The 26,258-nt window shown below is 62.8% G+C and carries 29 protein-coding genes; 19 read left to right on the top strand and 10 right to left on the bottom strand.

From position 1 onward, the window contains the following. The first annotated feature begins 61 nt into the window (after positions 1–61). Positions 62–307: an HNH endonuclease gene (locus tag AACZ65_RS03470; protein WP_339668054.1), complete on the top strand. Its 246-nt coding sequence runs from the start codon at positions 62–64 to the stop codon at positions 305–307. Between the two features lie 3 nt (positions 308–310). On the opposite strand, the gene AACZ65_RS03475 is transcribed toward AACZ65_RS03470, so the two are convergent. The 6 genes from AACZ65_RS03475 to AACZ65_RS03500 form a co-directional block, all read right to left on the bottom strand. Next, positions 311–1,354 (bottom strand): aldo/keto reductase, encoded by a 1,044-nt coding sequence (locus AACZ65_RS03475; RefSeq protein ID WP_339668056.1) that lies wholly within the window; start codon positions 1,352–1,354, stop codon positions 311–313. 222 nt (positions 1,355–1,576) lie between these two features. After that, positions 1,577–2,563, bottom strand: coding sequence for a hypothetical protein (locus AACZ65_RS03480; RefSeq protein WP_339668058.1), 987 nt, complete (start codon positions 2,561–2,563; stop codon positions 1,577–1,579). A gap of 339 nt (positions 2,564–2,902) precedes the next feature. Next, positions 2,903–3,430, bottom strand: a complete 528-nt coding sequence (locus AACZ65_RS03485; protein ID WP_339668060.1) for a DUF6505 family protein — start codon at positions 3,428–3,430, stop codon at positions 2,903–2,905. After that, the gene (locus AACZ65_RS03490; RefSeq protein WP_339668062.1) at positions 3,427–4,134 is read right to left on the bottom strand and encodes a DUF4444 domain-containing protein; all 708 of its coding nucleotides are present in this window, start codon (positions 4,132–4,134) and stop codon (positions 3,427–3,429) included. Before AACZ65_RS03490 ends, AACZ65_RS03485 begins: the two co-directional genes overlap by 4 nt. Beyond that, a complete protein-coding gene (gene apbC, locus AACZ65_RS03495; RefSeq protein ID WP_339668064.1) occupies positions 4,131–5,195 on the bottom strand; it encodes an iron-sulfur cluster carrier protein ApbC in 1,065 nt (354 codons plus the stop codon). Before apbC ends, AACZ65_RS03490 begins: the two co-directional genes overlap by 4 nt. A gap of 1 nt (position 5,196) precedes the next feature. Further along, entirely contained in the window at positions 5,197–5,391 is a 195-nt protein-coding gene (locus AACZ65_RS03500) for a DUF6494 family protein (protein WP_037273650.1), read from the bottom strand. Between the two features lie 24 nt (positions 5,392–5,415). Between AACZ65_RS03500 and AACZ65_RS03505 the strand changes: the two genes are divergently transcribed. Next, entirely contained in the window at positions 5,416–6,234 is an 819-nt protein-coding gene (locus tag AACZ65_RS03505; protein WP_339668067.1) for a hypothetical protein, read from the top strand. Here the strand turns inward: AACZ65_RS03505 and AACZ65_RS03510 are convergent. After that, a complete protein-coding gene (locus tag AACZ65_RS03510) occupies positions 6,228–8,183 on the bottom strand; it encodes a 4Fe-4S binding protein (protein ID WP_339668069.1) in 1,956 nt (651 codons plus the stop codon). The genes AACZ65_RS03505 and AACZ65_RS03510 overlap by 7 nt on opposite strands. A gap of 347 nt (positions 8,184–8,530) precedes the next feature. Here AACZ65_RS03510 and AACZ65_RS03515 point away from each other — a divergent pair, with 347 nt between their 5' ends. The 10 genes from AACZ65_RS03515 (at position 8,531) to AACZ65_RS03560 (ending at position 18,361) form a co-directional block, all read left to right on the top strand. Beyond that, complete coding sequence (locus AACZ65_RS03515) at positions 8,531–9,136, top strand: DUF3305 domain-containing protein (protein WP_297543052.1); 606 nt, start codon at positions 8,531–8,533, stop codon at positions 9,134–9,136. Continuing rightward, complete coding sequence (locus tag AACZ65_RS03520; protein WP_339668073.1) at positions 9,133–9,744, top strand: DUF3306 domain-containing protein; 612 nt, start codon at positions 9,133–9,135, stop codon at positions 9,742–9,744. The genes AACZ65_RS03515 and AACZ65_RS03520 overlap by 4 nt, the downstream gene beginning before the upstream one ends. After that, entirely contained in the window at positions 9,741–10,370 is a 630-nt protein-coding gene (locus AACZ65_RS03525; RefSeq protein WP_339668075.1) for a molecular chaperone TorD family protein, read from the top strand. Before AACZ65_RS03520 ends, AACZ65_RS03525 begins: the two co-directional genes overlap by 4 nt. 54 nt (positions 10,371–10,424) lie before the next feature. Beyond that, complete coding sequence (locus tag AACZ65_RS03530) at positions 10,425–10,616, top strand: ubiquinol-cytochrome c reductase iron-sulfur subunit N-terminal domain-containing protein (RefSeq protein WP_037273661.1); 192 nt, start codon at positions 10,425–10,427, stop codon at positions 10,614–10,616. A gap of 99 nt (positions 10,617–10,715) precedes the next feature. Next, positions 10,716–13,601 carry a formate dehydrogenase subunit alpha gene (locus AACZ65_RS03535; protein ID WP_339668078.1) on the top strand — a complete coding sequence of 962 codons (2,886 nt, stop codon included), beginning with the start codon at positions 10,716–10,718 and terminating at the stop codon, positions 13,599–13,601. A gap of 12 nt (positions 13,602–13,613) precedes the next feature. Further along, a complete protein-coding gene (gene fdh3B / locus AACZ65_RS03540; RefSeq protein ID WP_008279844.1) occupies positions 13,614–14,210 on the top strand; it encodes a formate dehydrogenase FDH3 subunit beta in 597 nt (198 codons plus the stop codon). Positions 14,211–14,336: 126 nt separating this feature from the next. Next, positions 14,337–15,548: a formate dehydrogenase subunit gamma gene (locus AACZ65_RS03545; protein WP_339668089.1), complete on the top strand. Its 1,212-nt coding sequence runs from the start codon at positions 14,337–14,339 to the stop codon at positions 15,546–15,548. 2 nt (positions 15,549–15,550) lie between these two features. Then, positions 15,551–16,861 (top strand): c-type cytochrome, encoded by a 1,311-nt coding sequence (locus AACZ65_RS03550; RefSeq protein ID WP_339668091.1) that lies wholly within the window; start codon positions 15,551–15,553, stop codon positions 16,859–16,861. A 4-nt stretch (positions 16,862–16,865) separates the two neighbouring features. Further along, positions 16,866–17,003: a hypothetical protein gene (locus AACZ65_RS03555; RefSeq protein WP_339668092.1), complete on the top strand. Its 138-nt coding sequence runs from the start codon at positions 16,866–16,868 to the stop codon at positions 17,001–17,003. Next, positions 17,000–18,361: a sigma-54 dependent transcriptional regulator gene (locus AACZ65_RS03560; RefSeq protein WP_339668094.1), complete on the top strand. Its 1,362-nt coding sequence runs from the start codon at positions 17,000–17,002 to the stop codon at positions 18,359–18,361. Before AACZ65_RS03555 ends, AACZ65_RS03560 begins: the two co-directional genes overlap by 4 nt. 6 nt (positions 18,362–18,367) lie before the next feature. Here AACZ65_RS03560 and AACZ65_RS03565 read toward each other — a convergent pair whose 3' ends face one another. After that, on the bottom strand, positions 18,368–19,096 hold the full coding sequence (locus tag AACZ65_RS03565; protein WP_037273671.1) for a FadR/GntR family transcriptional regulator: 729 nt from the start codon (positions 19,094–19,096) through the stop codon (positions 18,368–18,370). Positions 19,097–19,181: 85 nt separating this feature from the next. Here AACZ65_RS03565 and AACZ65_RS03570 point away from each other — a divergent pair, with 85 nt between their 5' ends. The 6 genes from AACZ65_RS03570 (at position 19,182) to AACZ65_RS03595 (ending at position 23,856) form a co-directional block, all read left to right on the top strand. Continuing rightward, a complete protein-coding gene (locus tag AACZ65_RS03570) occupies positions 19,182–19,916 on the top strand; it encodes a DUF2182 domain-containing protein (RefSeq protein ID WP_339668477.1) in 735 nt (244 codons plus the stop codon). Between the two features lie 16 nt (positions 19,917–19,932). Further along, positions 19,933–20,562, top strand: a complete 630-nt coding sequence (locus AACZ65_RS03575) for a DUF1326 domain-containing protein (protein WP_297540193.1) — start codon at positions 19,933–19,935, stop codon at positions 20,560–20,562. Then, the gene (locus AACZ65_RS03580; protein ID WP_339668097.1) at positions 20,562–21,077 is read left to right on the top strand and encodes a DinB family protein; all 516 of its coding nucleotides are present in this window, start codon (positions 20,562–20,564) and stop codon (positions 21,075–21,077) included. The genes AACZ65_RS03575 and AACZ65_RS03580 overlap by 1 nt, the downstream gene beginning before the upstream one ends. Then, positions 21,074–22,186: a dimethylsulfoniopropionate demethylase gene (locus AACZ65_RS03585; protein ID WP_339668098.1), complete on the top strand. Its 1,113-nt coding sequence runs from the start codon at positions 21,074–21,076 to the stop codon at positions 22,184–22,186. Before AACZ65_RS03580 ends, AACZ65_RS03585 begins: the two co-directional genes overlap by 4 nt. A 108-nt stretch (positions 22,187–22,294) precedes the next feature. Then, the gene (gene acuI / locus AACZ65_RS03590) at positions 22,295–23,287 is read left to right on the top strand and encodes an acryloyl-CoA reductase (RefSeq protein ID WP_339668100.1); all 993 of its coding nucleotides are present in this window, start codon (positions 22,295–22,297) and stop codon (positions 23,285–23,287) included. 53 nt (positions 23,288–23,340) lie between these two features. After that, positions 23,341–23,856, top strand: coding sequence for an N-acetyltransferase (locus AACZ65_RS03595; protein WP_297540185.1), 516 nt, complete (start codon positions 23,341–23,343; stop codon positions 23,854–23,856). A gap of 2 nt (positions 23,857–23,858) precedes the next feature. Here the strand turns inward: AACZ65_RS03595 and AACZ65_RS03600 are convergent, their stop codons facing one another. Both AACZ65_RS03600 and AACZ65_RS03605 read right to left on the bottom strand, forming a co-directional pair. Continuing rightward, positions 23,859–24,653 (bottom strand): alpha/beta fold hydrolase, encoded by a 795-nt coding sequence (locus AACZ65_RS03600; protein WP_339668103.1) that lies wholly within the window; start codon positions 24,651–24,653, stop codon positions 23,859–23,861. Then, positions 24,654–25,250 carry an amino acid synthesis family protein gene (locus AACZ65_RS03605; RefSeq protein WP_297540181.1) on the bottom strand — a complete coding sequence of 199 codons (597 nt, stop codon included), beginning with the start codon at positions 25,248–25,250 and terminating at the stop codon, positions 24,654–24,656. Between the two features lie 113 nt (positions 25,251–25,363). On the opposite strand from AACZ65_RS03605, the gene AACZ65_RS03610 reads away from it, so the two are divergent. Next, positions 25,364–26,251: a LysR family transcriptional regulator gene (locus tag AACZ65_RS03610; RefSeq protein ID WP_339668106.1), complete on the top strand. Its 888-nt coding sequence runs from the start codon at positions 25,364–25,366 to the stop codon at positions 26,249–26,251. The last annotated feature ends 7 nt before the right edge of the window (positions 26,252–26,258 follow it).

A 26,258-nucleotide genomic window follows, 5' to 3' on the forward strand; every position in this document is an offset into this window, starting at 1 on the left:
TCAAGTCAAACTGTCGGAACACCCAATTTGCCCGCTTTGCCAGCGCCCGATCCCGCCGGAGGTGCGCCAGAGCCTGCATCACCTTGTCCCCAAGCTGAAGGGAGGCAAGGGAGGCCCGGTGGTGCGCCTGCACCAGATTTGCCACAACGAGATCCACGCGACGCTGACGGAGGGTGAGCTGGCGCGCGATTATGCCAGTATCGAGGCCCTGCGCGCGCATCCGCGTCTGGCGAAATTCGTCGCCTGGGTGGCGCAGCGCCCGCCGGGATTTCATTCCAAGACCCCCGGCGCGCGGCGAAAGCGGTAAGGGTCAGAACGGCATCGGATGCGCCTTGTGGGTGGCGTCGAGATCGCTCAGCACCTCCGGGCTGAGCGTGATGTCCGCTGCGCCAAGCGCCAGATCGAGTTGAGCCATGTCGGTGGCCCCAAAGATGGCGGAGCAGAGGAAAGGCCGCGTGAGGCACCAAGCGAGCGCCATTTGCACGGGGTCGAGAGCGTGTTTGCGCGCAACCGCGTGATAGGCCGCGACGGCCTCGAACGCGCGCGGGGTCTTGCGCCCGCCCAGATCGCCGTTGATCGCCATGCGCGAGCCGGTGGGCAGCGCGCCGTCCTGATACTTGCCACTGAGCAACCCCGCCGCAAGGGGGGAAAAGGCCAGAAGGCCCACATCCTCATTGACGCTGAGTTCGGCGAGGTCCGTGTCATAGAGGCGGCACATGAGCGAGTATTCATTCTGGATCGAGGCGGCGCGGGGGCCGTGCCCCTCTTCGACGAGCCGCAGCCATTGCGCCATGCCCCACGCGCTCTCGTTCGAGAGGCCGAAGGCGCGGATGGTGCCGCGCGTCACCTCGCGTTGCAGGGCCTCTAGCGTTTCTTGCATATGGGCGATTGTCTCGGCGCGGTTCTGGCCTGAGGGGTCATAGGCCCAGTTCTGGCGAAACATATAGCTGCCCCGGTTGGGCCAGTGGAATTGGTAGAGGTCTATATGATCGGTCTTGAGGCGGCGCAGCGATCCCTCAATGGCCTGCGGGATGGACTCCGCCGTGATCGGCGCGCCGTCGCGGGCGTGTTTGAAGCCCTTGCCGGAATGTTTGGTGGCGAGGATCACATTCGCGCGCCGACCGGAGGCTTTGATCCAGTCGCCGATGATTTCCTCGGTGCGGCCGGTGGTTTCCGGGCTGATGGGGGTGGTGGGATACATCTCGGCGGTGTCGATAAAGTTCACGCCCCGCTCCAGCGCGCGGTCGATCTGGGCATGGCCCTCTGCCGGGGTGTTCTGAGAGCCCCAAGTCATCGAGCCAAGACAGAGCGCGCTCACCTCGATCCCGGTCCGGCCCAAGGGTCTTTTCTGCATGGTGTCTCCTGCGGTCTGGGTTTTGGGGATGGGGATACGGGAGGAAGGCGGTGGAGGGAAGGAAGATGTTCAGCCATCCGGTCGCAAGGCAAGGCTGTTACGGGTCGCGGTAATGCGAGTGGCCTTTAGGGGACATTTGTGCCTGATACAGCGAACTGCAAGTACGAGCTCAAAGTACAAAATGCTGCGAAGAGCACCAATTTCCGCTTCCTAGCCGCTAGGTCATTGGCACAAGTTCTTAACCTGAAGGCTGTCACCAAGCCTCGAAACACGAAAGTACGCAACTTTGCACCCTGATGGTGAGAACGCTAGCGGCGGCTCAATACGTCCTTCAATCTCGTGGATCCATTCTGTTCTTCCCGACCCAAGATTTGCTACTCGGTATAGACCACGCTGTGATGCTGTCAGCGGAAATCCAGAATAAAGAAAAAACGCTTCACCGTTGACAGCATAAATGTCCTCTTGGGTGTAGCACCCGCATCCGCATGAAAAACAAGAAAATTTCTCCTCTGTGAACAGCGGATCATCATTCGGCAGGAGAAAACTTGAAATCACCTGCAAATCAGAATCCAACCACCACGCCGTTCGGGTGCACGTGCCATCAGGATCGTCACGAAGGCACATCGTTTGGAAGGCCAAAAACTTATCTGTAACACTGTTCCGCTTCAAAGCCGGCGATGATAAGTTGTCACCATTCAGGAGTGGTAGCTCGATTTTTTGCACAGAGGCATTCGCAAAAGTCACCAACCCAACCTTTCCCATATGAAAATAGGTATAAAAATCAAGGTATTCGCCCTTTGGAAATCCTTGATTGATACCAACAAAGCGCCCTCCCAACCATGGCTTTCGCACTCGGTGTTTGTCTCCGTCAATCTCGATATACTGATCGGTTCTCAGGTGTATTTCACCGCTGTGCACCTCCTCAGACCAAATCTGATTGGAGCTTCCGGGGGCCATTTGAATACCCAAGGGCTTTTCTACGGTCGCCCCTGCTGCATCGAACTCTGAGGGAACTAGGTTGCCGTTCGGATCGTAGAGAAAATACTTGTTTTGAATTCGCACAAGCAGCTCATCTTCATTGATCCATTGCACAGGTGTTATCTTGGTGGCTAGGTCTACTGCTTTCTCAGGGACACACCTTGCGACTAGGAAGACCGGCGAAAAGAGCACCAGTGAAATCGCTAGAATTTTTCGAATGCGCTTGGACAAATCACCTACCTGTCAATCAACCTTTGCGGCAGTTTACCGGATCAACAAGCAGAATTGGTAAGCCCGCAATTAAAGTAAGATAGACAATCCTGGGCAGCCAAAGGCAAGCCCCGCTCTGATCGAAAGCCGACTTTGGCGCAGCAGCAGCGAAAGCTAACTAAGTCCCGCATAGCAGACCTTGCTGTATATGGCGGCACGTGTCCGCTTTGTCCCTCACCTCAGTCCTTATAGCCGGACCGCCCCAGCCCTTGCGCGCCTTTTGTCAGGGAGTGCGGGTCTGAGGCCGTGTTCCCGCGCGACCTCAAACCCAAAAGCCAATTCGCCTTTTCTCAACGTGCCTCAGTGGTTGTGCCCATCCCCATGCCCATGGTCGTGATCGTGCCCGTGATCGTCATCGAGGCTGCCGTGGAGGGCGAATTGTTCTAAGCCAGCGTCTTGCGCTTCGATCACGCTAAAGGTTTCGCGCACGCCGGCCTCGGTCAGTTCGCGGATCACGGTGAGCAGGGTGTTGGGATTGTGATCTTCGCAGAGGTCGGCCATTTGTGCCACTTCCTCGCGCGCGACGGGGAGGGCTGCGGCGAGGTCCGGCGCGCCGTAGATGTCGACGAAATGTTGGGCCAGCGCCTGTGTCAGGGTGGCAATTTCGGCCTCTTCGACTTGGGTCACGGCGACAAAGGTCACGCGGCCAAAGGTTTCGACCCCGAGCCAGCCGTTGGAAAACGCCTGCCGGGATTTACCCGTGAGGTCCGCCTCGGACCAGTTGGAAAACTCGAACCCGCCCGAGATGCACCATTCGCCGGTGCGCGCGGGGCTGTGGTAGACGCGCTGATCGCTCTCGTCGAAATGGATGGCGCGGGCGAGTTTCATGGTTGAGTCTCCAACAAAGTGGTGAGCGGGATGAGATGGGTGGTGTCGGGGCCGCGCAAGAGCATGCCAAAACGTTCGTCCACGCCCTGGAACGTGCCGGTGAGCCCGTGCTGTGTGACCTCCTGGCCCATGCGCCAGGCAAGTCCGCGCCATTCGGCATGGAGCGCGCGGGAGCCGGCGTCTTCCCATGTGTTGATCCAGACGAGGCTGTGCCGCGCCCAGGCCTCTAACAATTCCACGGGGTCCACCTCGGCGCAGCCCTCGTCATAGAGCGTGGTCTGGTCGGGTTGGTCGCCGGGCCGCTCGGTGATTTGCAGGAGGGGCAGATCGAGGCCGATCACGAGCCAGTCGGGTTCGACCTCGGGTTCGGTGCCGCCTGCGGCCACGCGCAGCCGCCCGCAAGAGGCGCCGTTGAGGCGAATGCCGCCCGACCATTCCAGTTGCACCGCCACCTCGGGCGGGGCGAGCGCACCAAAGGCGTTCTGAAAGCCGACACCACAGGTGGGCAGCATCACCATCGCCTCGGCCAGCGGCACCTCGGGGGCGAGGACAATGGCGGCCATCAGGTGATTGGCGGTGACATTATGCACGATGAGGCCCGCGTCGCAGCCCTCAGCGGCCAAATCGCGGGCCACATCAAAGGGATGGGTCGCGCCGGTGACGGCGCGCCCCGACATCAGGGGTGGAAAGCTGGGCGCGGTCATGCCAGCCCTGCGTTGATGAGGTGGCGGGCCACCTCGCGGAAGGCCTGCGCCTGTGGGCTGTCGGGTTTCGAGACCACGATGGGCGCGCCGCCGTCCGAAGCCACGCGAATGTCGAGATGGAGCGGAATTTCCGCCAAGAGCGGCACGCCCAGTTTCTCGGCCTCGGCCCGCACGCCGCCATGGCCAAAGACATGCTCTTCGTGGCCGCAGTTGGAGCAGATATGCGTGCTCATGTTCTCGATCATGCCCAGCACCGGCACATGAAGCTGGTTGAACATGTCGATCCCCTTGCGGGCATCGAGGAGCGCCACATCCTGCGGTGTCGAGACGATGATCGCGCCATCCACCTGCGCCTTTTGCGCCAGCGTCATCTGCACGTCGCCGGTGCCGGGCGGCAGGTCCACCAAGAGCACATCGAGCGCGCCCCATTGCACCTGCATCAGCATCTGTTGCAGCGCGCCCATGAGCATCGGGCCGCGCCAGACCACGGCCTGACCTTCGTTGGTCATAAGGCCGATAGACATCATCGTCACGCCGTGATTGCGCATGGGCAGGATGGTCTTGCCGTCGGGGCTGGCGGGGCGGCCCGAGACGCCCAGCATGCGCGGCTGGCTGGGGCCATAGACATCGGCATCCAAGAGGCCGACGCGCCGCCCCTCAGCGGCAAGGGCACAGGCGAGATTGGCAGAGACGGTAGATTTGCCGACCCCGCCCTTGCCAGAGGCGATGGCGATCAGGTGATTGACGCCGGGCACTTTTTCCGGCCCCTTCGGCTCTGCCTTGCGGGAGGGTTTGAGATCGGGCGGCGCCTTGGTCGAATGACCGGTCAGCACGACCGAGACGCTTTCGGCCCCCGCTAGAGCCTTGACCGCCGCCTCGGCGGCGTCGCGCACCGGGGTATAGGCCTGCGCCTTGGCCGGGTCGATTTCCAGCACGAAGCGCACGGTGCCGCCCTCGACGGTGAGGGCGCGCATGACACCGGCGGCCACGATGTCCGTGCCGCTCACCGGATCGGTGATATTTTTGAGCGCCTCAAGGACGCTCTCTCTTGTCAATGCCACGTCAGTCCTGCCCTTTGATGATGCCGGTCACGGTATGCTCGATCTCCAGCCCCTCGACGGTCAGAACCACCTTGGCGGTGAATTCCTGTCCGGCGGTGGCCCCCTTCTTGCGCAGGCCGTCTTCGATGGCCTGTTGCGAGGTGACGCCCACCTGTTTGAGGAATTTGCGCATCGACATGTTGAAATCGTCGCTCATCGGTTTCTCCCTTTGCTGATCTGAATGCTTGACGCCGATATAGGCGGTTTTCTAGGCTTGGGTATGCGCCTGTTGATGACCCTCTGCGATCGGCTGTCCCGGACCGCGATGCTGTGGCTTGCGGTGGTCTTGTTGCTGCTGCCCGGCATGGGCCGCGCCGATGACAAGCGGTTTCGCCTGAGCGCGCCCGAGGCCTTGGTGCAGAGCGGGCTCTTGCAGTATATCGTGCCGCGTTTTGCGCTCAAGGTCGGGGTGCGGGTCGAGGTGGTGGACGAGGGGGCCGAGGCCGAGATCACGTTGGGCCAACACGAGGGCCGCGCGGTGTTCGAAGGGGCGGGCGCGGTCTGGCGCATGGGCGTGAGCGGCACGCATCCGGGGGCGGCCCGGTTCGCTGATTGGCTGACGTCCGAGATCGGGCAGCGCACGGTGACAAGCTATGAGGTGGCCGGTGTGGCCCCCTTTCGCCTGCCGCAGGTTGTGGAAGAGGCCGAGGCGACGGTGGTCTTTGAGGGCGATCCCGCCGTGGGCAAGCGGGTGTCCTTGTTGCAATGCGGGCGCTGTCACGTGGTGGACCCCGCGCACCGGATGGGGGCTATCGGTTCGACCCCGTCCTTCGCCGTGTTGCGGACCTTTGCCGATTGGGATGCGCGGTTCCAGAGCTTTTTTGCGCTCAAGCCGCATCCTGCCTTTACCCAAGTGTCCGGTGTGACACAGCCCTTTGCCAGCCATCTGCCCTCGCCGATTTCGCCCATCGAGGTCACGCTCGATGAGTTGGAGGCGATCATCGCCTATGTGGCGGGGCTGGCCCCCGCCGATCTGGGCGCGCCGATCCAAGTTCAATGATCCTTGCGCTTGGTCAAGTAATCCTCGGTGCGGCGCACGCGCGGACGCTGACCCAAGGCAAAGGGATTGTCTGCAGCGTTGAATTGCGCGTTGATGCGGCAACCCTCGCACATCTGGATCATGCGCGCGGCATCGGAGGAGGCGAACATCGCGTGCTTGCCTGCGAGTTTCTCGGTGATGCGGTCAATCGTGGCCTTGGAACCAAAGAGCGTGCCACATTCGATGCAGGCAAACGGCTCTTCCTCGTTCAGCACCACTTGGGTCAGGGCTGAGTCGTCGAGGTTCATGCGCGGCTCCAGCGTAATCGCCTTCTCCGGGCAGATCGTGGCGCAGATGCCGCATTGCAGGCAGGCATCCTCTTGAAAGCGCAATTGCGGTTTGTCCTCGTTGTCCATCAACGCGCCCGAGGGGCAGAGCGAGACGCAAGAGAGGCAGAGCGTGCAGGCGTCGGTATTGACCAGCACTGCGCCGTAAGGTGCGGTGGCGGGAAGGGGCAGGGTGCCGCCCGAGGGATTGAGGGATTTGGCGGCGAGGCGCGCCACCTGCCTGCGGCTGCCCATCGGCAGGACCGGGCTGGCGATGGGGGCGGGTGGTGTGGCACCGTATAGCGCATCGCAGAGCGCGTCGGGGTCGCCGAGGTCAAGAAGATGCACAGTGTCCGCCCCTGACATGGCCTGTGCCAGCGGCACCTCTTGATCGAGCGCGTCGCGTTCGGTGGTGGGGGCGAGCAGGATCGCCACATCGGCAAAGCCCGAGGCGAGCGCCGCGAGAATTTCCGCGTGGCCAAAGCCCGCAAGCGCCGAAACCTCCAGCGGGATCACATCGGCGGGCAAGCCGCGCCCGTGGCGGGCGGCAAGGCGGATCATCTCGGCCCCGTGAGTGGCGTCATGAACCAGAAGGCGCGGGGCGGTGCCGCCCGCCTTGCGATAGGTCTGTGCCAAAGTCTGAATCCGGCGGAATGTCATGTCGGGCGGCGGTGCGTCATAGCTGATTGCACCGGAAGGACAGCGTGCGGCGCAGGCCCCGCAGCCCGCGCATACCATCGGATCAATGCTGACGTGATCGCCATCCGGCGAGATGGCCCCCGTCGGACAGATGTCGAGGCATTTGCTACATCCGGTCTGTTCCGCGCGGGAATGGGCGCAGATGAGCGGTTCGAGCGCGACATAGAGCGGCTTTTCGAAGGTGCCGATCATCTGGGCGGCCTGAAATACCGCGTCGGAGACCGCATGCAGGCTGCCGGGATCGGCACGCAGGTAGCCTTCGCGCTTTTCCGGGGCGGGAAAGAGCGGCGTGCCGCCGCGCAGGTCAAGCAGGACGTCGCATTGCGTCTGCCCGCCATCGCGCGGCGCAGTCCAACGCAGCGCGCCGCGCCCGGCGGGATTGACCTGTTGCAGCGCGTCGATGCGCAGCTCGAACCGGCCGAGCGTGCCGCTGGCCTGCGTGATCCGGCCCCGGATCGCGTCGAAATCGCGGCTCTCGGGCGGGTCGGTCTCGTCCGTCAAAAGCACCGTGACCCCAAGGAGTGGGGCCAGTTTTTCGGCGGCAGGCAGCGCGACATCCGAGGCCCCAAGGATCAGGCACAGTCCCTCGGAAATGACATCCACGGTCTTTTGCGGCGGGGTGGGCAGGCTGGCTTCGGCCAGGAGAGCGGCCATTTTGGGTAGTTTTGAGGCCGGATCATCCGACCAACCGGCCCTGTCGCGCAGGTCGATGAGGGGGGGGCTGTCCACCTCCAGATCGGCGGCCAGGTCCTCGAAAATGCGGGCCTCTTGGGTGCAGCAAATAATTGCCTCGCCGGTAGCAATGGCCTTGGCCGCAGCCTCGATTTCATCGGTGCAGAGCGCACTATGCCGCCGCGAACAGCCCAAGCCCGTGGCCTTGGAGAGCCCCTCTGGGTCGAGCGTCTGGGTTGCGGAACAATCGCACAAAATCAGGTGTTTAGGCATGTGTACCCCGGTGTTTGACACGTCTGGGAAGCGGACCGCACGGGTCAGTTTGGTCAGAGATTAGGCATGATTCGAAGCCCCCGTAAACCGCTATTCGAATCGTCTGTCCCGCAAGGATGGGGCGTTTCGGAGCGGATTTAAACCCGATTGATTCTATTTGTTTTCAGTATCTTGTCATGCGGCAGTGCAGCATTGAAAAAGGCCAAGTGGACATTCTGTCCGTTGGGGCTGCTTGCGCGTTTCAGGGTGGTTCAAAATGTCCGGTTCGGACTTTATGTGGACGGTTGCACACAAAAAGGCTTTGCGCGGTCAGGAAACCAAACCAATCTGGCATTACGCAGCAAAGGATGCACCACCGCGTGACCTATCGCCACGAACCAAAGACGCTGGACAAGCAGATGATTGTGCCTTTGGGCATTGTCGTGCGCCGCACGCCGGGCGTGACGCGCTGGGCGGCTTGGGCGTGGCGGGCGGTGGCCGTTCTTCCCGGGGCTCCGCAGGCGGATTGGCGTGAATTGCGACGCGAGGGCGAGGCCGTGGATTTTCACGCGGCAACTGTGCTTCTCGATCTGCACCACACCCAGACAGAGGCATATTTGCAGGGTCTTTCGGCGCGCGTGCCATCCGTGTTCGTGATCATGCGCAACCGGCCCAATGCCGATGCAGAGCGCGCGCCCTATGAGGTGGTGCTGGTCACGGCCTCGCCATTCGAGGCGCAGGATTATGCGGACAACGGCGATGACATCGTGGAAAAGGTGCCGATGCCCGAGGGGCTGGTGGCCTTGGTCCGCGATTTTGTCGAGGCTCATCACGAGGAAGAGGTGTTTCACAAGCGTCGCCGCGACAAGCGAGCCGAAGAGCTGACGCAAGACGGGATCGGGGATGCGCGGATCGTTCAGCCGCGCGATGTCTTTGCCACGCCCGACCGGATGCGCAGGGGGAGGCTGAATTGAGCCGAGGTGCAGACTTCTGGTCCCGTCGTAAAGCGCGGGTCGAGGCGGAGGCGCGCGAAGAGGCGCGGCTCGAGCAAGAGCGCGCGCTTGCGGCCCGCGACGCCGAGCTTGAGGAAAAGACCGACGCGGAGTTGTGTGAGGAACTGGGTCTGCCTGATCCCGACGCGTTGCAGATGGGCGATGATTTTCGCGCCTTCATGGACAAGGCCGTGCCCGAGCGTTTGCGGCGGCGGGCACTGCGGCGGCTCTGGGTCAGCAATCCGGTTCTGGCCAATCTCGACGGGCTGGTCGATTACGCCGATGATTACACCGATGCCGCCATGGTCGTGCCGGACATGAAGACCACGTATCAGGTGGGCAAGGGTATGCTCGCGCATGTGCAGGAAATGGCACGCCAGGCCGAAGCGCTGACCAAGACCCCCGAGGAGGCCGAGGTTGTGGCCGAAGCTGTTGTCGAAGAACCCGACAACGCAGAGGTTGAAGCAGAGGCCACGCAGGATATGGCCGTTGCCGCTGTCGAGACAGATACGGCACAGGACGATACCCCGCTACCGCCGCGCCGCAGGATGCGGTTCCAATTCGATGATCAGCCCGGAGTATCCGCATGACCCAATCTGAGGCGCTCATGACCCAAGAGGCGGCCTTGCCCGAGATTGCCGCAGAGGACGCGCTGCGCGCGGATCTCTATGATTTTCTCGCGGCCATTCTGGCTCGCCCGCCGGGCGAGGCGCTCTTGGCGCAAACGGCTGCGCTGAGCGGTGATGCCACACGATTGGGCGAGGCTGTTACTGCTCTGGCCCGCGTGGCCGGGGTGAGCAAGCCTGCTGCGGTCGAGCGCGAGTTCAACGCGCTCTTTATCGGCCTGGGACGTGGCGAATTGCTGCCCTATGCGAGCTATTACCTCACCGGCTTTCTCAACGAGAAACCGTTGGCGGGGTTGCGTCGCGACATGGCCGCGCGCGGCATCACCCGCGCGCAGAATGTCTATGAGCCTGAAGACAACATCGCCTCGCTTATGGAAATGATGGCGGGGATGATCCGGGGGCGCTTTGGCAAGCCCGCGTCGCTGGTCGAACAACAGGCGTTCTTCAGCAAGCATATCGGCCCCTGGGCCGGGCACTTTTTCACGGATTTGGAGGCTGCGAACAGTTCGGTTCTCTATGCCTCGGTCGGCGCGGTCGGTCGGGTGTTCATGGAGATCGAGGCGCAGGGCTTTCGAATGAGCGGGGCGTAAGCCCGTATCGCAACCGGCGGAGCGATCCGTCACAACGAGGGGAGGGAGACCTTCATGACCCGGAAGACCGAGGCTGGCAGCAGCCGCCGTGATTTCCTTAAACTGGCCGCCACCGGTGCGCCCGCTGTCGCGGTCGCGACCGTGGTCTCGGCTGGCGACGCGCAGGCCGCAGAGCCTGACCTGACATCGGATCGGATGCAGGACACCGCGCATACCCGCGCCTATTTCGAGAGCGCCCGTTTCTAGGACCGGACGCCCGTCAACACTGGCACGGGGCATAGTGCCCGCAATGTCAGGGACAATCGCAGTACCCAGCCCAAGAGGGCCCAGGGAGGAGAGAGAAACATGTTGAGGAAAAAGACCAACGGGGTTGCACGTCGCCCCCAGCGGACCAGTATCCTGTCCGAGGTCGCCGGAACCTCGGTTGACCGTCGCGCGTTCCTGCGCGGCAGCGGGCTGGCCATCGGTGGCCTTGCCGCGATCGGTGCCATGGGTGGCACGGTCACCCGTGCCAATGCGCAGAGCGCGGCCAGTGCGGCGGTTCAGACGGTGAAATCTGTCTGCACGCATTGCTCGGTCGGTTGCACGGTCGTGGCCGAGGTGCAGAACGGTGTCTGGACGGGGCAGGAACCCGGCTGGGACAGCCCGTTCAACCTGGGTTCGCATTGCGCCAAGGGTGCCGCCGTGCGCGAACATGCCCATGGCGAGCGCCGCCTGAAATACCCGATGAAGAAAGAGGGCGGCGAGTGGAAGCGCATCAGCTGGGAGCAGGCGATCAACGAGATCGGCGATGGCATGATGCAGATCCGCGAGGAAAGTGGGCCTGACAGCGTCTACTGGCTGGGCTCGGCCAAGCACAGTAACGAACAGGCCTACCTGTTCCGCAAGTTCGCGGCCTATTGGGGCAGCAACAACGTGGACCATCAGGCGCGCATCTGTCACTCGACCACCGTCGCGGGCGTTGCGAACACATGGGGCTACGGCGCCATGACCAACAGCTACAACGACATTCACAATTCCAAGGCGATTTTCATCATTGGCGGCAATCCCGCCGAGGCGCATCCCGTGTCGCTGCTGCATGTGTTGAAAGCCAAGGAAGAGAACAACGCGCCGCTGATCGTTTGCGACCCGCGCTTTACCCGTACCGCAGCGCATGCCGACGAATACGTGCGCTTCCGTCCGGGTTCGGACGTGGCGCTGGTCTGGGGCATCCTGTGGCACATCTTCGAGAATGGCTGGGAGGACAAGGAATTCATCCGTACTCGCGTCTGGGGCATGGACCAGATCAAGGACGAGGTGAAGAAGTGGACGCCGGAAGAGACCGAGCGCGTGACCGGCGTGCCGGGCGAGCAACTGCGTCGCGTGGCGCGCACGCTGGCCAATAATCGTCCGGGCACCGTGATCTGGTGCATGGGCGGCACGCAGCACACCAACGGCAACAACAACACCCGTGCCTATTGCATCCTGCAACTTGCGCTCGGCAACATGGGCACCGCCGGTGGCGGCACCAACATCTTCCGTGGCCATGACAACGTGCAGGGGGCGACCGACCTTGGCGTTCTGGCCGATACGCTGCCCGGCTATTACGGTCTGGCGGAAGGCTCCTGGGCCCATTGGGCGCGCGTCTGGGGCGAGGATCTGGACTGGCTCAAGGGCCGGTTCTCGGATGCCACCTATGGCGAGACCAAGATGATGAACCTCAACGGCATCACCGTGTCGCGTTGGATTGACGGTGTGCTTGAGGACAACGAGAACATGGATCAGCCCAATAATGTGCGGGCCATGGTTCTCTGGGGGCATGCGCCCAACAGCCAGACGCGCGGCAAGGAAATGAAAACCGCGATGGAAAAGCTGGACATGCTGGTCGTGGTCGATCCGTTCCCGACGGTTTCCGCCGTCATGCAAGATCGCACCGATGGCGTGTATCTGCTGCCTGCCACGACGCAATTCGAGACGCGCGGCTCTGTCACCGCCTCGAACCGGTCGTTGCAGTGGCGCGACAAGGTCATGGACCCGCTCTTTGAATCCAAAGTCGACCATGAAATCATCGCGCTCTTTGCGCAGAAGTTCGGGTTCCATGACCGGATCTTCCGCAATATCGCGATTGAAGAAAGCGGCGAGCCCAACGTCGAAGACATCACTCGCGAGTTCAACCGTGGCATGTGGACGATCGGCTATACGGGTCAGTCCCCGGAACGGCTCAAGCTGCACATGGCGAACCAGCACACCTTCGACAAGACCACGCTGCGCGCCAAGGGCGGTCCGGCCGATGGCGATTACTACGGTCTGCCCTGGCCCTGCTGGGGAACAGCCGAGATGAACCATCCGGGAACGGCCAATCTCTATGATATGTCCTTGCCGGTGTCCAAGGGCGGCTTGACCTTCCGTGCGCGTTTCGGCGTGGAGCGGGATGGCGACAATCTCTTGGCCGAGGGTGTCTATTCGGCGGGGTCCGAAATTCAGGATGGTTATCCGGAATTCACCATGCAGATGCTGATGGACCTGGGCTGGGATGGCGATCTGACCGCAGAAGAGCGCGCCGCTATCGACGCGGTGGGCGGTCCTGCGGCCAACTGGAAGATCGACCTTTCGGGCGGGATCCAGCGGGTGGCGATCAAGCACGAATGCGCGCCCTTCGGCAATGCCAAGGCGCGGGCTGTCGTGTGGACCTTCCCTGATCCGGTTCCGTTGCACCGCGAGCCGCTCTATACGAACCGTCGTGATCTGGTGGCGGACTATCCGACCTACGAGGACCGCAAGGCTTGGCGTCTGCCGACCATGTATGCCTCGATCCAGAAGAATGACTTTTCTCAGGACTATCCGATCATCCTGACCTCTGGCCGTCTGGTCGAATATGAGGGCGGCGGCGACGAGACCCGGTCGAACCCTTGGCTGGCCGAGTTGCAGCAGGATATGTTCGTCGAGATCAACCCGCGTGACGCCAACAACATCGGCGTGCGGGATGGCGCTCAGGTCTGGGTCGAAGGCCCAGAGGGTGGCAAGGTCAAGGTCATGGCGATGGTGACAGAGCGGGTGGCGGAAGGTGTGGCCTTCATGCCCTTCCACTTTGGCGGTCATTTCGAGGGGCGAGACCTGCGCGAGAACTATCCCGCCGGGGCCGATCCCTATGTCTTGGGTGAGAGCACGAACACCGCTCAGACCTATGGCTATGACTCGGTCACGCAGATGCAGGAGACCAAGGCGACTCTCTGCAAGATCATGCCAGCGTAAGGAGGAAAGAGAATGGCAAGAGCAAAGTTTCTCTGCGACGCCGAGCGCTGCATCGAATGCAACGCCTGTGTCACGGCCTGTAAGAACGAGCACGAGGTGCCGTGGGGGATCAACCGCCGCAAGGTGGTGACGATCAACGACGGCAGCCCCGGTGAACGCTCGATTTCGGTGGCCTGCATGCATTGTTCGGATGCGCCGTGCATGGCGGTCTGTCCGGTGGATTGCTTCTATCAGAACGAGGAGGGCATCGTGTTGCACTCCAAGGATCTGTGCATCGGTTGTGGCTATTGCTTCTATGCGTGCCCGTTCGGTGCGCCGCAATTCCCGCAGGCGGGCAATTTCGGCAGCCGGGGCAAGATGGACAAGTGCACCTTCTGCGCCGGTGGTCCGGAAGAGAACCACTCGGAGGCCGAGTTCCAGAAGTACGGGCGCAACCGGATTGCAGAGGGCAAGCTGCCCATCTGCGCCGAAATGTGCTCGACCAAGGCGCTGTTGGCGGGGGATGGCGACGTGGTGTCGGCCATCTACCGCGAGCGCGTTGTGGCCCGCGGCTTTGGCTCGGGCGCTTGGGGCTGGGGTTCTGCTTACGGCCAGCAGAGCGGCGGCTGAGATCGGGGTGGGGTGACACCCACCCTACGGATCGCTGCGGGGATCACACCCGCGCAACGCACAAGGTGGGCGGCTCACAGGCCGCCCACAGCGACGTATAGACATTTTCCAGACAGGATGACCGCCATGCCCCGCATGATCATGACGCTGTTGCTTTCCTTGTTCCTTGCAGCGCCCCTGGCGGCGCAAGAAGCCACGGGGGCCGCCGGGATTGACCGCTCTGCCACAGGTGGCGCGCAGACATTGGAGGATATCCTGGCCCGGCAACGCGGCGAAGTCGTTGCCCCAAAGGGCGGCGATGCCGCCTCGGACGGGGAAGGTGCCGCTGCCATGGCCGGACAGTTGGGCACTCTGGGCGGGGCATCGGATGCCGAGGTGTGGCGCGCGCTGCGCTATGGGCTGGACGATGTAAAGGTTTCTGCCGGAGGCCCGGAAGCGCGCGTTCTCATTCAGGATGGTGGCATGACTTGGCTTGAGTTCCGCAAGGGGCCGCTGGCCACTTACGGGGCCTGGCTGTTGGGGGGCACGCTGGCGCTCTTGGCGCTGTTCTACCTGATCCGGGGCAAGATCCGGATCGACGGGGCCAAGACAGGCCGCACCGTCACACGATTTCAAGCGGTTGAGCGGTTTGGTCATTGGCTGATGGCGGGGTCGTTCGTGGTGCTGGCGCTCACGGGGCTTGTGGTGCTCTTTGGCCGGATGGTGGTGATCCCGCTCCTGGGACACGAGGCCTTCTCGACCATCGCTGTCGCCTCGAAATGGGTGCATAACAACATCTCTTGGGCCTTCATGCTGGGGCTTGTGATGGTGTTCTTCATGTGGGTGCTGCACAATATTCCCAATCGGACGGACCTGAAATGGCTGGCTGTGGGGGGCGGAATTTTCACCAAGGGCGTGCATCCACCTGCCAAGAAATTCAACGCCGGGCAAAAGATGATCTTTTGGTCGGTGATCGTGTTTGGTGCGTCTATCTCGGCCTCGGGCCTGTCGCTGCTCTTTCCGTTCGAATTGCCGATGTTCGCCAAGACCTTTGCCATTCTCAACCAGACGGGATTGCCGCAGGCGGTGGGGTTTGGCGAGTTGCCGGTAATGCTGGCCCCACATGAGGAAATGCAACTGGCGACGCTCTGGCATTCGATCATGGCCTTTGTTCTGACGGCAATCATTCTGGCGCATATCTACATCGGCTCGGTCGGTATGGAAGGTGCGTTCGATGCTATGGGGTCGGGCGAGGTCGAAGAACAATGGGCGCGCGAGCATCATGGCCTGTGGCTCAAGGAGTTGCAGGAAAAGGGCCACGCACCCGATCCGGGCAAGACCGCGCATCCCGCGGAGTAGTCATGGGGGCGCGTGCCTTTGGTCTCTGGCTCTGGGCGCTGGTGGGGACAAGCCCGCTGGCGGCCCAAGAGTTTACCACGTTCAAGGGACATGGTGGGCCTGTCATGGGCTTATGCGTGCTGCAGACGAGTGGCGAGGTGGTTTCGGCCAGTTTCGACAATTCCGTCGGTGTCTGGCAGGGGCGCATGCCACGCTGGTTTGAGGGGCATGCGGCCGCAGTGATCGCGGTTGCAGAGCTGGGCGAGGGGCGACTGGTGTCGGGGGGCGATGATTTCGCGCTGATCGTCTGGGACCGCGCGACCGGGCAGGGCACGCGGCGCGAAGGACACAAAGGCAAGGTTGCGGCGCTGGATGTGTCGCCGGATGGAGACTGGATCGCGTCAGCGAGTTGGGACGGGTCGATTGGCATCTGGCCTGTCGCGGGAGGGGCCGCGCGATTTTTGACGGGCCATGACGCGGCGGTGAGCGATGTTGCGTTCAACCACGATGGCACGCTTTTGTATTCTTCCTCTGCAGATGGGACATTGCGCGAATGGCGCTGGCAAGAGGTGGATGCCCCGCCGCGTGAATTGCTCAATCAGGGGTTTGGCATAAACCGGATTGTGCTGGGGCCTGAGGATGCGTGGCTCGCCTATGGTGCGGTCGATGGGGCGACGCGGGTGATTGACCCGGCAAGCGGTCGGCAGATTGCCGATTTCACGCTGGAGCGCCGCCCGGTGCTGTCGCTGGTTCATCACGCGGAGACCGCGCAGTTGGCGGCAGGGGATGGGCAGGGCTATATCATGGTGATCGACACGCAGGAGTGGCGGATCACCCGCGATTTTCAGGCCATGGCGCGCGGCCCGGTCTGGGCGTTGGATTTTTCGACCGACGGGCGTATGATTTACGCTGGTGGGCTGAGCGAGGTGGTCTATGGCTGGCCGGTCGAGATGCTGGGCGACTATGACCCGGCGGGTGAGACAGAGCACAGTTTCCTGCGCCCGCCCGAAGAGATGGAGAATGGCGAGCGGCAATTCATGCGCAAATGCTCGATCTGCCATGCGCTGACCCCGCCGCCCTCGCGCAAGGCGGGACCAACGCTCCATGGGCTGTTTGGGCGTCAGGCGGGGACGGTGCCGGGCTATCCCTATTCCGAAATCCTCGATGGATCGGGTATCGTGTGGAATGACACAACGATTGACGCGCTCTTCGACCTTGGGCCGGATCACTACATCCCCGGCTCCAAGATGCCAATGCAACGGATCACAGCGGCAAAGGATCGGCAGGATATGATCGACTATCTGCGCCGGGCCACCGCAACAGAAGGGAACTGAGAGAATGAAAGCGATGATTGCGGCCTTTTTGGCCTGTGCGGTGATTGCCGCCGCCGCCCCCACCGTGCTGCACGAGTTGGGCTATACCTCAGAGGCCAAGCGCGCGGGTGATGCTGTTCGGCTGGGTGACGCGGCCGAATGACGCCGCAACCCGCGCCCGAAGAGACAGCTGAGGACTATGGCCAGAACCTCGCGCATGCGTCGGTGCTCATCATCGACGATGAGCCGGGGATGCGCAATTTCCTCATCAAGACGCTGGGCGCGCGGTGCCGTCATGTTGAGCAGGCGCGCACCTGTGAAGAAGGGGCGATGATCCTCGATCAGGTGCATTTCGATCTGGTCATTCTTGACAATATCATGCCGGGCAAGACGGGTCTCGATTGGCTGGAGGAGCAGCGGCGCGTCGGCCTCTTTGCCGATACGATCCTGATCACCGCCTATGCCGATCTGGATACTGCAATCAAGGCGCTGCGGGCGGGGGTCACGGATTTCGTGCTCAAGCCGTTTCGCGCCAATCAGATTCTCAATTCTGTGGCGCGGGCGCTCGATCGCAAGTTTCTGGCGCGCGAGAATTACCTGTTGCGGCATGAATTGTCGGCGGGAGGGCAGGCGGCGCGCGGGCGGTTGTTGGGACATTCCCCGGCAATCCAGAGCGTGCGCGCGATGCTGGGCAAACTGGCCCTTGCGCCCACGTCGGTTCTGTTCACCGGGGCAAGCGGGACCGGCAAAGAGATTGCCGCGCGCACGCTGCATGGCCTGTCGAACCGGGTTGAGAAACCCTTTGTCGCGGTCAATTGCGCCGCGATTTCAGCGGATAGGATCGCCGAGGAATTGTTTGGCGTGGTCGAGGATGGGCGCGCACGAAAGGATGGGCTGTTGCTGCATGCCGATGGCGGCACGCTCTTGCTCGACGAGGTGGCGCAACTGCCCGAGCATGTGCAGGCGGCGCTGCTGCGCGTGTTGGAGGACAAGCGCATTCGACCTATCGGATCCGAACGGGAAATCCCACTGAACCTGCGGTTTCTCTTTGCCACCAATGCCGATTTGAAGGCGGCGGTGCGCGAGGGGCGGTTCCGCGCTGACCTCTACCACCGGATCAATATCGTCAACGTGGAAATGCCCAATCTCAAGGAGCGTCAGGAGGATATTGTCGAACTGGCGGCGCTCTTCATGAGCGAATTCGCCGGGGCGTTGGGGATGCCCGCGCTGGATCTCGATGCGGATGTCCTGCTCAAGCTGAGCCGCTACGACTGGCCCGGCAATGTGCGGGAGTTGCGCAATCTGATTGAACGATCGGTGATCCTTGGGGCCTTTCCAGAAGAATTCGCAGGCTCTGGTCGGGGCGGAGGCGAGGCAGCACTGGAGACGCTCGAATATGTGGAGCAGCGCCATATCATGGCGGTGCTTGATGCCTGTGGCGGCAACCGGGCCGAAGCGGCGCGGCGTCTGGGCGTGGCGCGCAAGACGATTGACCGCAAGCGCGCGGCTTGGGGTGTCTGAGATCAGCTATTTCGGCGCACGCGCAGCCATGACATCGCGGCCGAGGGTCAACGTGTAAGCCTCCAGCTCGGTCAGGGCGGTTTGCGCGGCTTCCGCATCCGAGCTGGAAAGCGCATCGGCGATACGGGTGTGAAAACCCACGATGGCCTCGCGCGAGCGGGCGGTGAAAGTGATCATGTTCATCAAGGGCTGCATGGCCTCGACCGCGCCCGCGAGTTGATAGCTGAGCACCGGGTTGCCGGCGCTATCCACCAAGGCCCGGTGAAAGGCCACGTCGGAGGCGCAAAAGCTTTCGTCCGTCAGACCCGGTTGCCCCTGGCGATGGATCTCCGCGCGCATCGTGGCCAGCGTGTCGGGTGTGCGGCGCAGGGCGGCAAGCGGCGTGCAGGCGCGTTCCAGCGCGTAGCGCGCCTCGCAGGCGACATCAAAGCTGATGGCGTTCATGCTGAGGAGGAGTGTGGCGGTGGTGATCTGCTGGCCATAGGCCTCGGGATAGCTGAGGCGGTTGACGAAGGCCCCGCCAAAGGCCCCGCGCTGGGTGCGGATGAGCGATTGCGCGGCAAGGCGTTTCAGCGCCTCTCGCACCGTTGGGCGCGATACCGCGAAGTGATCCGCCAGTTCCGCCTCAGACGGCAGGCGTTCATCGACAATGAGTTGGCCTGAGACAATCGCGTCGCGGATTGCCTCGGCTATCTGGGCCGAAAGATCGGCCTTGTTATCCGGATCAATTTTCATTTGTCTTACATTTAAATGTCTGACAATTTAAACGCAAGAGGTGAGTCGCGGGGATGAGGCGATGATTGCGGCACAGGTCAGGCGAATGGGTGGGGGGCACTGGTTGGTGCTGTTCGGCCTTATTCTCGGGGCCTGGGCGCTGCTTTATGCGATGGCCTTGCCCGCAGATTTGCGGGACGGCGCGGTGATCTTTGGGGCCGATTTCCTGCAAAGCCTGTGCATCGTGACCCCTGATGCGGCCGGATTTGGCCGGATCATCCTGATGTGGGCGCTGATGTCGGCGGCGATGATGGCCCCCACGGCGCTTCCGGCCTTTGCCACTTATGAGGAGTTGAGCCACACTGGCGAGACGCGTTTCGGGTCATTGGTGGCGGGGTATCTGACGGTCTGGCTCGGATTTTCGATCCTTGCGGCGGGGGCGCAAATGGCGCTCTTTCAGGCGGGGATGCTGACGGCATTTGGCGATAGCCGCTCTGGCGTTTTGTCGGCGGTGTTGCTGGCCGTGGCGGGGGCGTATCAGTTCAGCCCGGTCAAGGAGGCATGCCTGTCGAAATGCCGCCGCCCGCTGTCGTTCTTCATGCAGCATTGGGATAAAGGTGCGCTGCGTAACGGCGCGCGGCTGGGGCTGGTTTGTCTTGGCTGCTGTTGGGCGCTGATGGCGCTGGCCTTTGTCGGCGGGGTCATGAACCTTGCCTTCATGGGGCTTGCGACTGTGATCATGGTCCTGGAGAAACTGCCTGATCTGGGCCGTTATCTGACCCGACCCTTGGGGGCGGTGTTGATGGTGGCTTCAGTCTGGGTTCTGTTCACGTCAATCTGAGAGAGGAGGCCGTAACATGGCTCTGGATACATTGGGCACAGTGCCCTGGGCGATCAAGGGGGAGTTGATCCTCAACTGCAACTGCACGGTGTTTTGCCCCTGCGTGGTCTCTTTGGGCAAACATGCGCCCACCGAGGGTTACTGTCAGGCATGGTCGGGCGTGCGCATCGACGAGGGCCATTATGGCGACGAGGACCTGAGCGGTCTCAACGTCGGTCTCATGCTGGAAATCCCCGGCCTGATGGCGCGCGGCAATTGGAAGGCGGCGGCCTTTATCGATGAGCGCGCGAGCGAGGATGCCTATGCGGCGCTGGTCAATATCTTTTCGGGCAAGGCACGCGGCACGACCGGCCTGTTCGGCGTTCTGGTCAGCGAGTTTCTGGGGGCAGAGCGCGCGCCGGTCATTTTCGAGACCGAAGGCAACGCGCGCCGCCTGATGGTGGGCAAGAAGATCCAAGGCGAGGTGGTGCCGGTGCCGGGCCACAAGGGCGAGGATATTGTCGTCACCAATACCGAATACTGGATGGGGCCGGATATCACCGTTGCCACCGCCACCAAGGGCCGGGTGCGCGCCTTTGGCCGGGTGTGGGATTTCGACGGGCGCAGCGCGGAAATCTGCCAGATTGACTGGAAAGGCCCGCGCTGATGATGCTCACTGCGGATTATGTGCGCCTGATGGCGCGCTATAATGCGTGGCAGAACGCGCAAGTGATGCGCGCCATGGACGGCGTTAGCCTGAAGCTGTTGACCGAGGATCACGGGGCCTTCTTCGGCTCGATCCTCGGCACGCTCAATCACATCCTTTGGGCCGACCGTCTCTGGCTTCATCGGTTCGGGGCCAAGGTGGCGACCCCCGAGGGGAGCATGGAGGCGAGCACCACGCTCACCCCAACAGGGGCCGCGTGGAGCGCGGAGCGGTTCGCCACCGATGGCGCGCTCCGCCTTTGGGCGCGCGATCTGCACAGCATTGACCTCACCGGCGAGCTTAGATGGTTTTCCGCCGTCAAGGGTGCGGAGGTCAGCCGCCCGATGGCGCTTTGCGTCACCCATTTTTTCAACCACCAGACCCATCACCGGGGGCAGGTCCACGCGATGCTGACGCGCGCAGGCCTGTCGGCGCCTGTCACCGACCTTGTATTCATGCCTGAGGAGGCCCAATGAACGCTCCGCTTCTGTCCCCGTCGCGCCGGTTGCGCCGCACGCCATTTTCCCAAGGGGTCGAGGCGGCGGGTGTCAAGGCCTATACGGTCTATAACCACATGCTCTTGCCGACCGTATTCCGCTCGGTCGAGGAGGATTATCGCCATCTGAAAGAGGCGGTGCAGGTCTGGGACGTGGCCTGCGAACGGCAGGTCGAACTGCGCGGTCCGGATGCAGGCCGGCTGATGCAGATGCTGACGCCGCGAGACCTGCGGGGTATGACGCCGGGCCAGTGTTTCTATGTGCCCATCGTCGATGAGACAGGCGGCATGCTCAACGATCCGGTGGCGGTAAAACTGGCCGAGGATCGCTGGTGGATTTCGATTGCCGATAGTGACCTGCTCTATTGGGTCAAGGGCATCGTTCAGGGCTGGCGCCTGGATGTTCTGGTGGATGAGCCGGACGTGAGCCCGCTGGCCATTCAAGGTCCGCGCGCCGATGACCTGATGGCGGCGGTCTTTGGCGATGCGGTGCGCGATGTGCGGTTCTTCCGCTTTGGGCACTTTGATTTCCAAGGCCGGGATATGGTGATTGCGCGCTCTGGCTATTCCAAGCAAGGTGGGTTCGAGATCTATGTCGAGGGTGGCGAAATCGGCATGCCGCTCTGGAATGCACTGATGGAGGCCGGCAAGAGCATGGATGTCCATGCAGGATGCCCCAATCTGATCGAGCGGATCGAGGGCGGATTGCTGAGCTATGGCAATGACATGACCGATGACAACACGCCGCATGAATGTGGTTTGGGCAAGTTTTGCAACACCCACACGGCGATTGGCTGTATCGGGCGCGATGCGCTGCTCCGTGTGGCCAAGGAAGGGCCGGTGCAGCAAATCCGCGCCATTGCCATCGAGGGGGCAGCGGTGCCACCCTGTCGCGAGTGGTGGCCGGTTCTGTCCGACAAGGGGGATCGCGTCGGCAGGGTGAGCTCGGCCACATGGTCGCCGGATTTCGCCACCAACGTGGCCATTGGCATGGTGCGTATGACCCACTGGGATGCGGGCACGCAGTTGCGGGTGGTGACGCCCGAGGGAGAGCGGCGCGGCGTGGTGCAGGCGGGGTTCTGGGCCTGAGAAGCGTGGGGGCGCTGCCCCCGCCGCCCGTGCCGGGCGGCCCCCCCGAGGTATTTTGGGCCAGATGAAGCGGGGCGTGGGCGTCCTGCAGGAAAGAGGAGTAGAGAAATGTTCAAGGCATTGGTCGTCGAGAAGGACGCGGATAGCGGCAAGACGCAGGCGGGTGTCAAGACCATGACGCTGGACGATTTGCCCGAGGCCGAGGTGACGGTAGCGGTCGAATATTCCACGGTGAATTACAAGGATGGCCTTTGCATCGGGCCGGGTGGCGGTCTGGTGCGCACCTATCCCCATGTGCCGGGAATTGATTTCGCGGGCACGGTCGAGGCCAGCAATGATGCCCGCTACAAGCCGGGTGACAAGGTGGTCTTGACCGGCTGGCGTGTGGGTGAGGCGCATTGGGGCGGCTATGCCCAGAAGGCGCGGGTCAAAGCCGATTGGTTGGTGCCTTTGCCGGAGGGGCTGGATACGCGGGCCGCGATGGCGGTGGGCACCGCCGGGTTTACCGCGATGCTGGCGGTGATGGCGCTGGAGGATCACGGGCTGAAACCGGGGCATGGCGAGGTGCTGGTCACGGGCGCTGCAGGTGGTGTCGGATCAGTAGCCACGGCCATTCTGGCGCATCTGGGGCATGAGGTGGCCGCCGTGACAGGGCGACCCGAGCAGGAGGGGTATCTGCGCGGGCTTGGGGCGAGCCGCATCGTGCCGCGCGAGGATCTCGCCGAGACGGTCAAGCGACCACTCGAGAGCGAGAACTGGACAGGCTGTGTCGATGCTGTTGGCGGCGCGATGCTGGCGCGGGTGCTGGGCCAGATGAAATACGGCGCAAGCGTCGCAGCCGTGGGCCTGGCGGGTGGCGCGAACCTGCCTGCCACGGTCATTCCGTTCCTGTTGCGCGGTGTCAACCTCCTAGGGATCGACAGTGTGATGCAGCCCTATGCCAACCGGCTTCGCGCATGGGGACGTATTGCTACGGATTTGCCGATGGACAAGCTGGAGGCGATGATCACACCCGCCAAGCTGGAGGATTTGCCGCGCTTGGGCGCGGATATTCTCAAAGGACAGGTCAAAGGCCGGGTTGTGGTCGATCTGAACGCCTGAGACTTGCCAAAGGCAGCGCCCCCCGCTAGCCATGGCTGGCGGGGGAGTGTGCTATGACAGAACAGGCGGGTATCACCATCAGGCTGGCGCGCGAGGCGGATTTCGCAACGCTCTGGCCCATCGTGCGCGATGTGATCCGGGCGGGCGATACCTATGCCATCGAGCCGGGGCTGACCCGGGAGGCGGTGCGCGCGCTCTGGATGGAAACACCGCGCGCCACCTATGTGGCCGAACGTGGCGGCGAGGTTCTGGGCACCTACTATCTCAAGACCAATCAGGCCGGGGGTGGGGCGCATGTGTGCAACGCCGGGTACATGGTCGCCGAGGCCGCGCGCGGGCAGGGGATCGCGCGGGCCATGTGCCTGCATTCGCAGGACGAGGCGCGCGAATTGGGCTATCTTGCGATGCAGTTCAATTTCGTGGTCGAGACCAACCGGGGGGCGATCGCGCTATGGCAGAGCCTTGGGTTTGAAACCGTGGGACATCTGCCGCGCGCCTTTCGCCATCCGCAGGCCGGGTTGGTGGACGCGCGGGTCATGTATAAATGGTTGGGCGATGCGCCCGCATAAGATCATGCGTGCAGGCTTAGAAACTGCGTGAGCCTGCCGGCAAAGGCCTGCGAGGCCTCGATGAGGCCGAGGTGGCGCAGGTCGGGCTGGATGTGGCATTGACTGCCAGAGATTTCCGAGGCGATGGCCTGGGCCATGGCGGGGGTAGAGCCGCTGTCGTTTTCGCAGGTGACCACGAGGGCGGGCAGCGTCAGGGGCGGCTTGGGCCGGATCAATTCGGTCACACCCTCTGCCAATACCAGCCGATGCGCCGCATAGCTGGCGGGGTCGGTGGCGAGGACGGTTTCGCGGATGGACTCGACCTTTTCGGGGCTTGAGGCGCGGAACTCGGGGGTGAACCACCGCTCTAGCGCAGCGTCTATCGTGGCAACCGGGCCGCCCGCTGCGGCATCGCGGGCCTGCGCCGCAACCCGCGCCTGAAGGTCGGGCGCGCGTTCATGGGGCGAGTTGAGAATGGCCAAGGCCGAGACACGGGCCGGGTGATCGAGCGCCGCGCGCCGGTTGATCATGCCGCCCAGCGAAAAACCGACGAGGGCCGCGCGCGGTAACGCCAGCCGGTCCATCAGGGTGACGAGTTGCTCTGACAGGGTCGTCAGGGTGAGCGGGCCGACATGCGGCGCGCTCGCGCCATGTCCGGGTAGATCGTAGCACAGCACACGGAAATGCCGTGCCAGAAGCGGCGCGATCACGCCCCATGTGCTGTGCCGCGACAGGCCAAGACCGTGGATCAGCACCACGGCGGGGGCTTTCTCGGGGCCGCTCAGGTCATAGGCCGTGCCCTCGGGTGTCCGCGCCATTCAAACGCCCGCCGGATTGTCGACGTCATGGCCCATCTCGCGCAGGTCCTCGTAGCGGTTGCCGATGCGGTGATGCGGATGCCCCCCGACCGATGCGCCCAGGGCCAGGATGATTTCATCCTCGGCGGGCGCGTCCGGCACGGTGGTATGGATCGTCTGGTAATGCGAGCGTCGCCCGGCGTCGTCCTTGTCCATCAGCGGGATCATCAGGGATGTGCCCGCAGCACCGCGCGTATTGGTGAAGGCGAGATAGGTCTTGGCCTTGACCGCATCGCGAAACTGGTTGCCGAACCAGAGCGTATGCGTCAGCGCCATCGCATGTTCCAGCTCGCCCCCCATGCCGACGACGCTGGCCTTGCCATAGCCTTCGAGACGGTCGCCGGTGACATCGAGGATCATGTCGGTCAGCAGGCGGCCCAGAACCGGGCCTTGTGCACGGATTTCGGGGCCAAGATCCTCGACATGGCCGCGTCCGAACCACGGGTTGCGGATGATCGCCATGGCGGCGACGAGCAGCGTGGGATCGGCCACATCCTTGCCGCCTTCGCGGTGGGTGCGTTGCACGAGGGTGAGGCTGCGGCGAAGCTCTAGGGTCATGGGCTGTCCTTGGTTATCTGAGGCGGGTCGGGGGAAATTGGCATAGTTGCAGCATTCTTGAAAACGAATTGTTTTGCTGCAAACATGCGGAAAATTCGAATTGAGAGGACTCGATGAACATCACCGTCTTGCAGACCTTTCTTGCCATCGTCGACACCGGCAATCTGGTGCGCGCCTCGCAAAAGTTGAACGTGACGCAATCGACGGTCACGGCGCGGCTCAAGTCGCTGGAGGATGAGCTGGGTCAGCAGCTTCTCAATAGGCAGAAATCGGGCACAACCCTGACGCCGGCGGGCACCAAGCTGTTGCGCTATGCGCGGATCATGACCGGGCTGTGGCGGCAGGCGCGCTATGAGACGGGGTTGCCTGCGGGTCTCAGTTCGGTCTGCACCTTCGGCTGTGATCGTGAATTGTGGCACGGGCCGGGGCGGGCGTTTTTCGACGGTGTTGTCCAGGGCCATCCCGATATGGCTGTCTCGGTGCAACAGGGCGGCGGGCGCGAGTTGGAGGAATGGTTGGCGGCGGGGTTGGTGGATGTGATCCTGACCTACGGGGCCTCGGCGCGGGGCAATCAGACGGTCTATGCGTTGCCGCCGGAAGAACTGGTGCTTTATTCCGACCGCGAAGTGACCTCGATCCGGGCTGATCCCAAGTATATTTTCGTGGATCATGGCGAGGAGTATCGCCGCGCCCATGGTGAGACCTACCACGATGCAGGCATCGCGCGGGTCAGTTTCGACAGTTCCTTCTGGGCGCTGCAATTCCTGCTGGAGCGGGGAGGATCGGCGTATTTGCCGCGTGCTCTGGCGGCACCATTGGTGGCGGAGGGGCGACTTTTTGAGTTGCATGAGGCACCGATCTATAGCCGCAAGAAGATGCTGGTGGTCAATGACAGTGCTGCGGCCAATTGGGACTGGTTCGCGCCCTTGGTGGGGGCGCTCAGGGCACGGTCGGCGGATTGGCTGGACCATCCTGATCGCCGGTTTGTGATTCCGGGATAGGGACCTT

The sequence above is a fragment of the uncultured Roseovarius sp. genome, from assembly GCF_963972555.1.
Classification (GTDB): Bacteria; Pseudomonadota; Alphaproteobacteria; order Rhodobacterales; family Rhodobacteraceae; genus Roseovarius; species Roseovarius mucosus.

Bases quoted from the DNA above. Each gene is read 5' to 3' on its own strand.
- AACZ65_RS03475 (WP_339668056.1), bottom strand. From the start codon at position 1,354: ATGCAGAAAAGACCCTTGGGCCGGACCGGGATCGAGGTGAGCGCGCTC.
- AACZ65_RS03485 (WP_339668060.1), bottom strand. From the start codon at position 3,430: ATGAAACTCGCCCGCGCCATCCATTTCGACGAGAGCGATCAGCGCGTC.
- AACZ65_RS03490 (WP_339668062.1), bottom strand. From the start codon at position 4,134: ATGACCGCGCCCAGCTTTCCACCCCTGATGTCGGGGCGCGCCGTCACC.
- AACZ65_RS03500 (WP_037273650.1), bottom strand. From the start codon at position 5,391: ATGAGCGACGATTTCAACATGTCGATGCGCAAATTCCTCAAACAGGTG.
- AACZ65_RS03505 (WP_339668067.1), top strand. From the start codon at position 5,416: ATGCTTGACGCCGATATAGGCGGTTTTCTAGGCTTGGGTATGCGCCTG.
- AACZ65_RS03510 (WP_339668069.1), bottom strand. From the start codon at position 8,183: ATGCCTAAACACCTGATTTTGTGCGATTGTTCCGCAACCCAGACGCTC.
- AACZ65_RS03515 (WP_297543052.1), top strand. From the start codon at position 8,531: ATGCACCACCGCGTGACCTATCGCCACGAACCAAAGACGCTGGACAAG.
- AACZ65_RS03525 (WP_339668075.1), top strand. From the start codon at position 9,741: ATGACCCAATCTGAGGCGCTCATGACCCAAGAGGCGGCCTTGCCCGAG.
- AACZ65_RS03530 (WP_037273661.1), top strand. From the start codon at position 10,425: ATGACCCGGAAGACCGAGGCTGGCAGCAGCCGCCGTGATTTCCTTAAA.
- AACZ65_RS03535 (WP_339668078.1), top strand. From the start codon at position 10,716: ATGTTGAGGAAAAAGACCAACGGGGTTGCACGTCGCCCCCAGCGGACC.
- fdh3B (WP_008279844.1), top strand. From the start codon at position 13,614: ATGGCAAGAGCAAAGTTTCTCTGCGACGCCGAGCGCTGCATCGAATGC.
- AACZ65_RS03545 (WP_339668089.1), top strand. From the start codon at position 14,337: ATGCCCCGCATGATCATGACGCTGTTGCTTTCCTTGTTCCTTGCAGCG.
- AACZ65_RS03550 (WP_339668091.1), top strand. From the start codon at position 15,551: ATGGGGGCGCGTGCCTTTGGTCTCTGGCTCTGGGCGCTGGTGGGGACA.
- AACZ65_RS03555 (WP_339668092.1), top strand. From the start codon at position 16,866: ATGAAAGCGATGATTGCGGCCTTTTTGGCCTGTGCGGTGATTGCCGCC.
- AACZ65_RS03560 (WP_339668094.1), top strand. From the start codon at position 17,000: ATGACGCCGCAACCCGCGCCCGAAGAGACAGCTGAGGACTATGGCCAG.
- AACZ65_RS03565 (WP_037273671.1), bottom strand. From the start codon at position 19,096: ATGAAAATTGATCCGGATAACAAGGCCGATCTTTCGGCCCAGATAGCC.
- AACZ65_RS03570 (WP_339668477.1), top strand. From the start codon at position 19,182: ATGGGTGGGGGGCACTGGTTGGTGCTGTTCGGCCTTATTCTCGGGGCC.
- AACZ65_RS03575 (WP_297540193.1), top strand. From the start codon at position 19,933: ATGGCTCTGGATACATTGGGCACAGTGCCCTGGGCGATCAAGGGGGAG.
- AACZ65_RS03580 (WP_339668097.1), top strand. From the start codon at position 20,562: ATGATGCTCACTGCGGATTATGTGCGCCTGATGGCGCGCTATAATGCG.
- AACZ65_RS03585 (WP_339668098.1), top strand. From the start codon at position 21,074: ATGAACGCTCCGCTTCTGTCCCCGTCGCGCCGGTTGCGCCGCACGCCA.
- acuI (WP_339668100.1), top strand. From the start codon at position 22,295: ATGTTCAAGGCATTGGTCGTCGAGAAGGACGCGGATAGCGGCAAGACG.
- AACZ65_RS03595 (WP_297540185.1), top strand. From the start codon at position 23,341: ATGACAGAACAGGCGGGTATCACCATCAGGCTGGCGCGCGAGGCGGAT.
- AACZ65_RS03600 (WP_339668103.1), bottom strand. From the start codon at position 24,653: ATGGCGCGGACACCCGAGGGCACGGCCTATGACCTGAGCGGCCCCGAG.
- AACZ65_RS03605 (WP_297540181.1), bottom strand. From the start codon at position 25,250: ATGACCCTAGAGCTTCGCCGCAGCCTCACCCTCGTGCAACGCACCCAC.
- AACZ65_RS03610 (WP_339668106.1), top strand. From the start codon at position 25,364: ATGAACATCACCGTCTTGCAGACCTTTCTTGCCATCGTCGACACCGGC.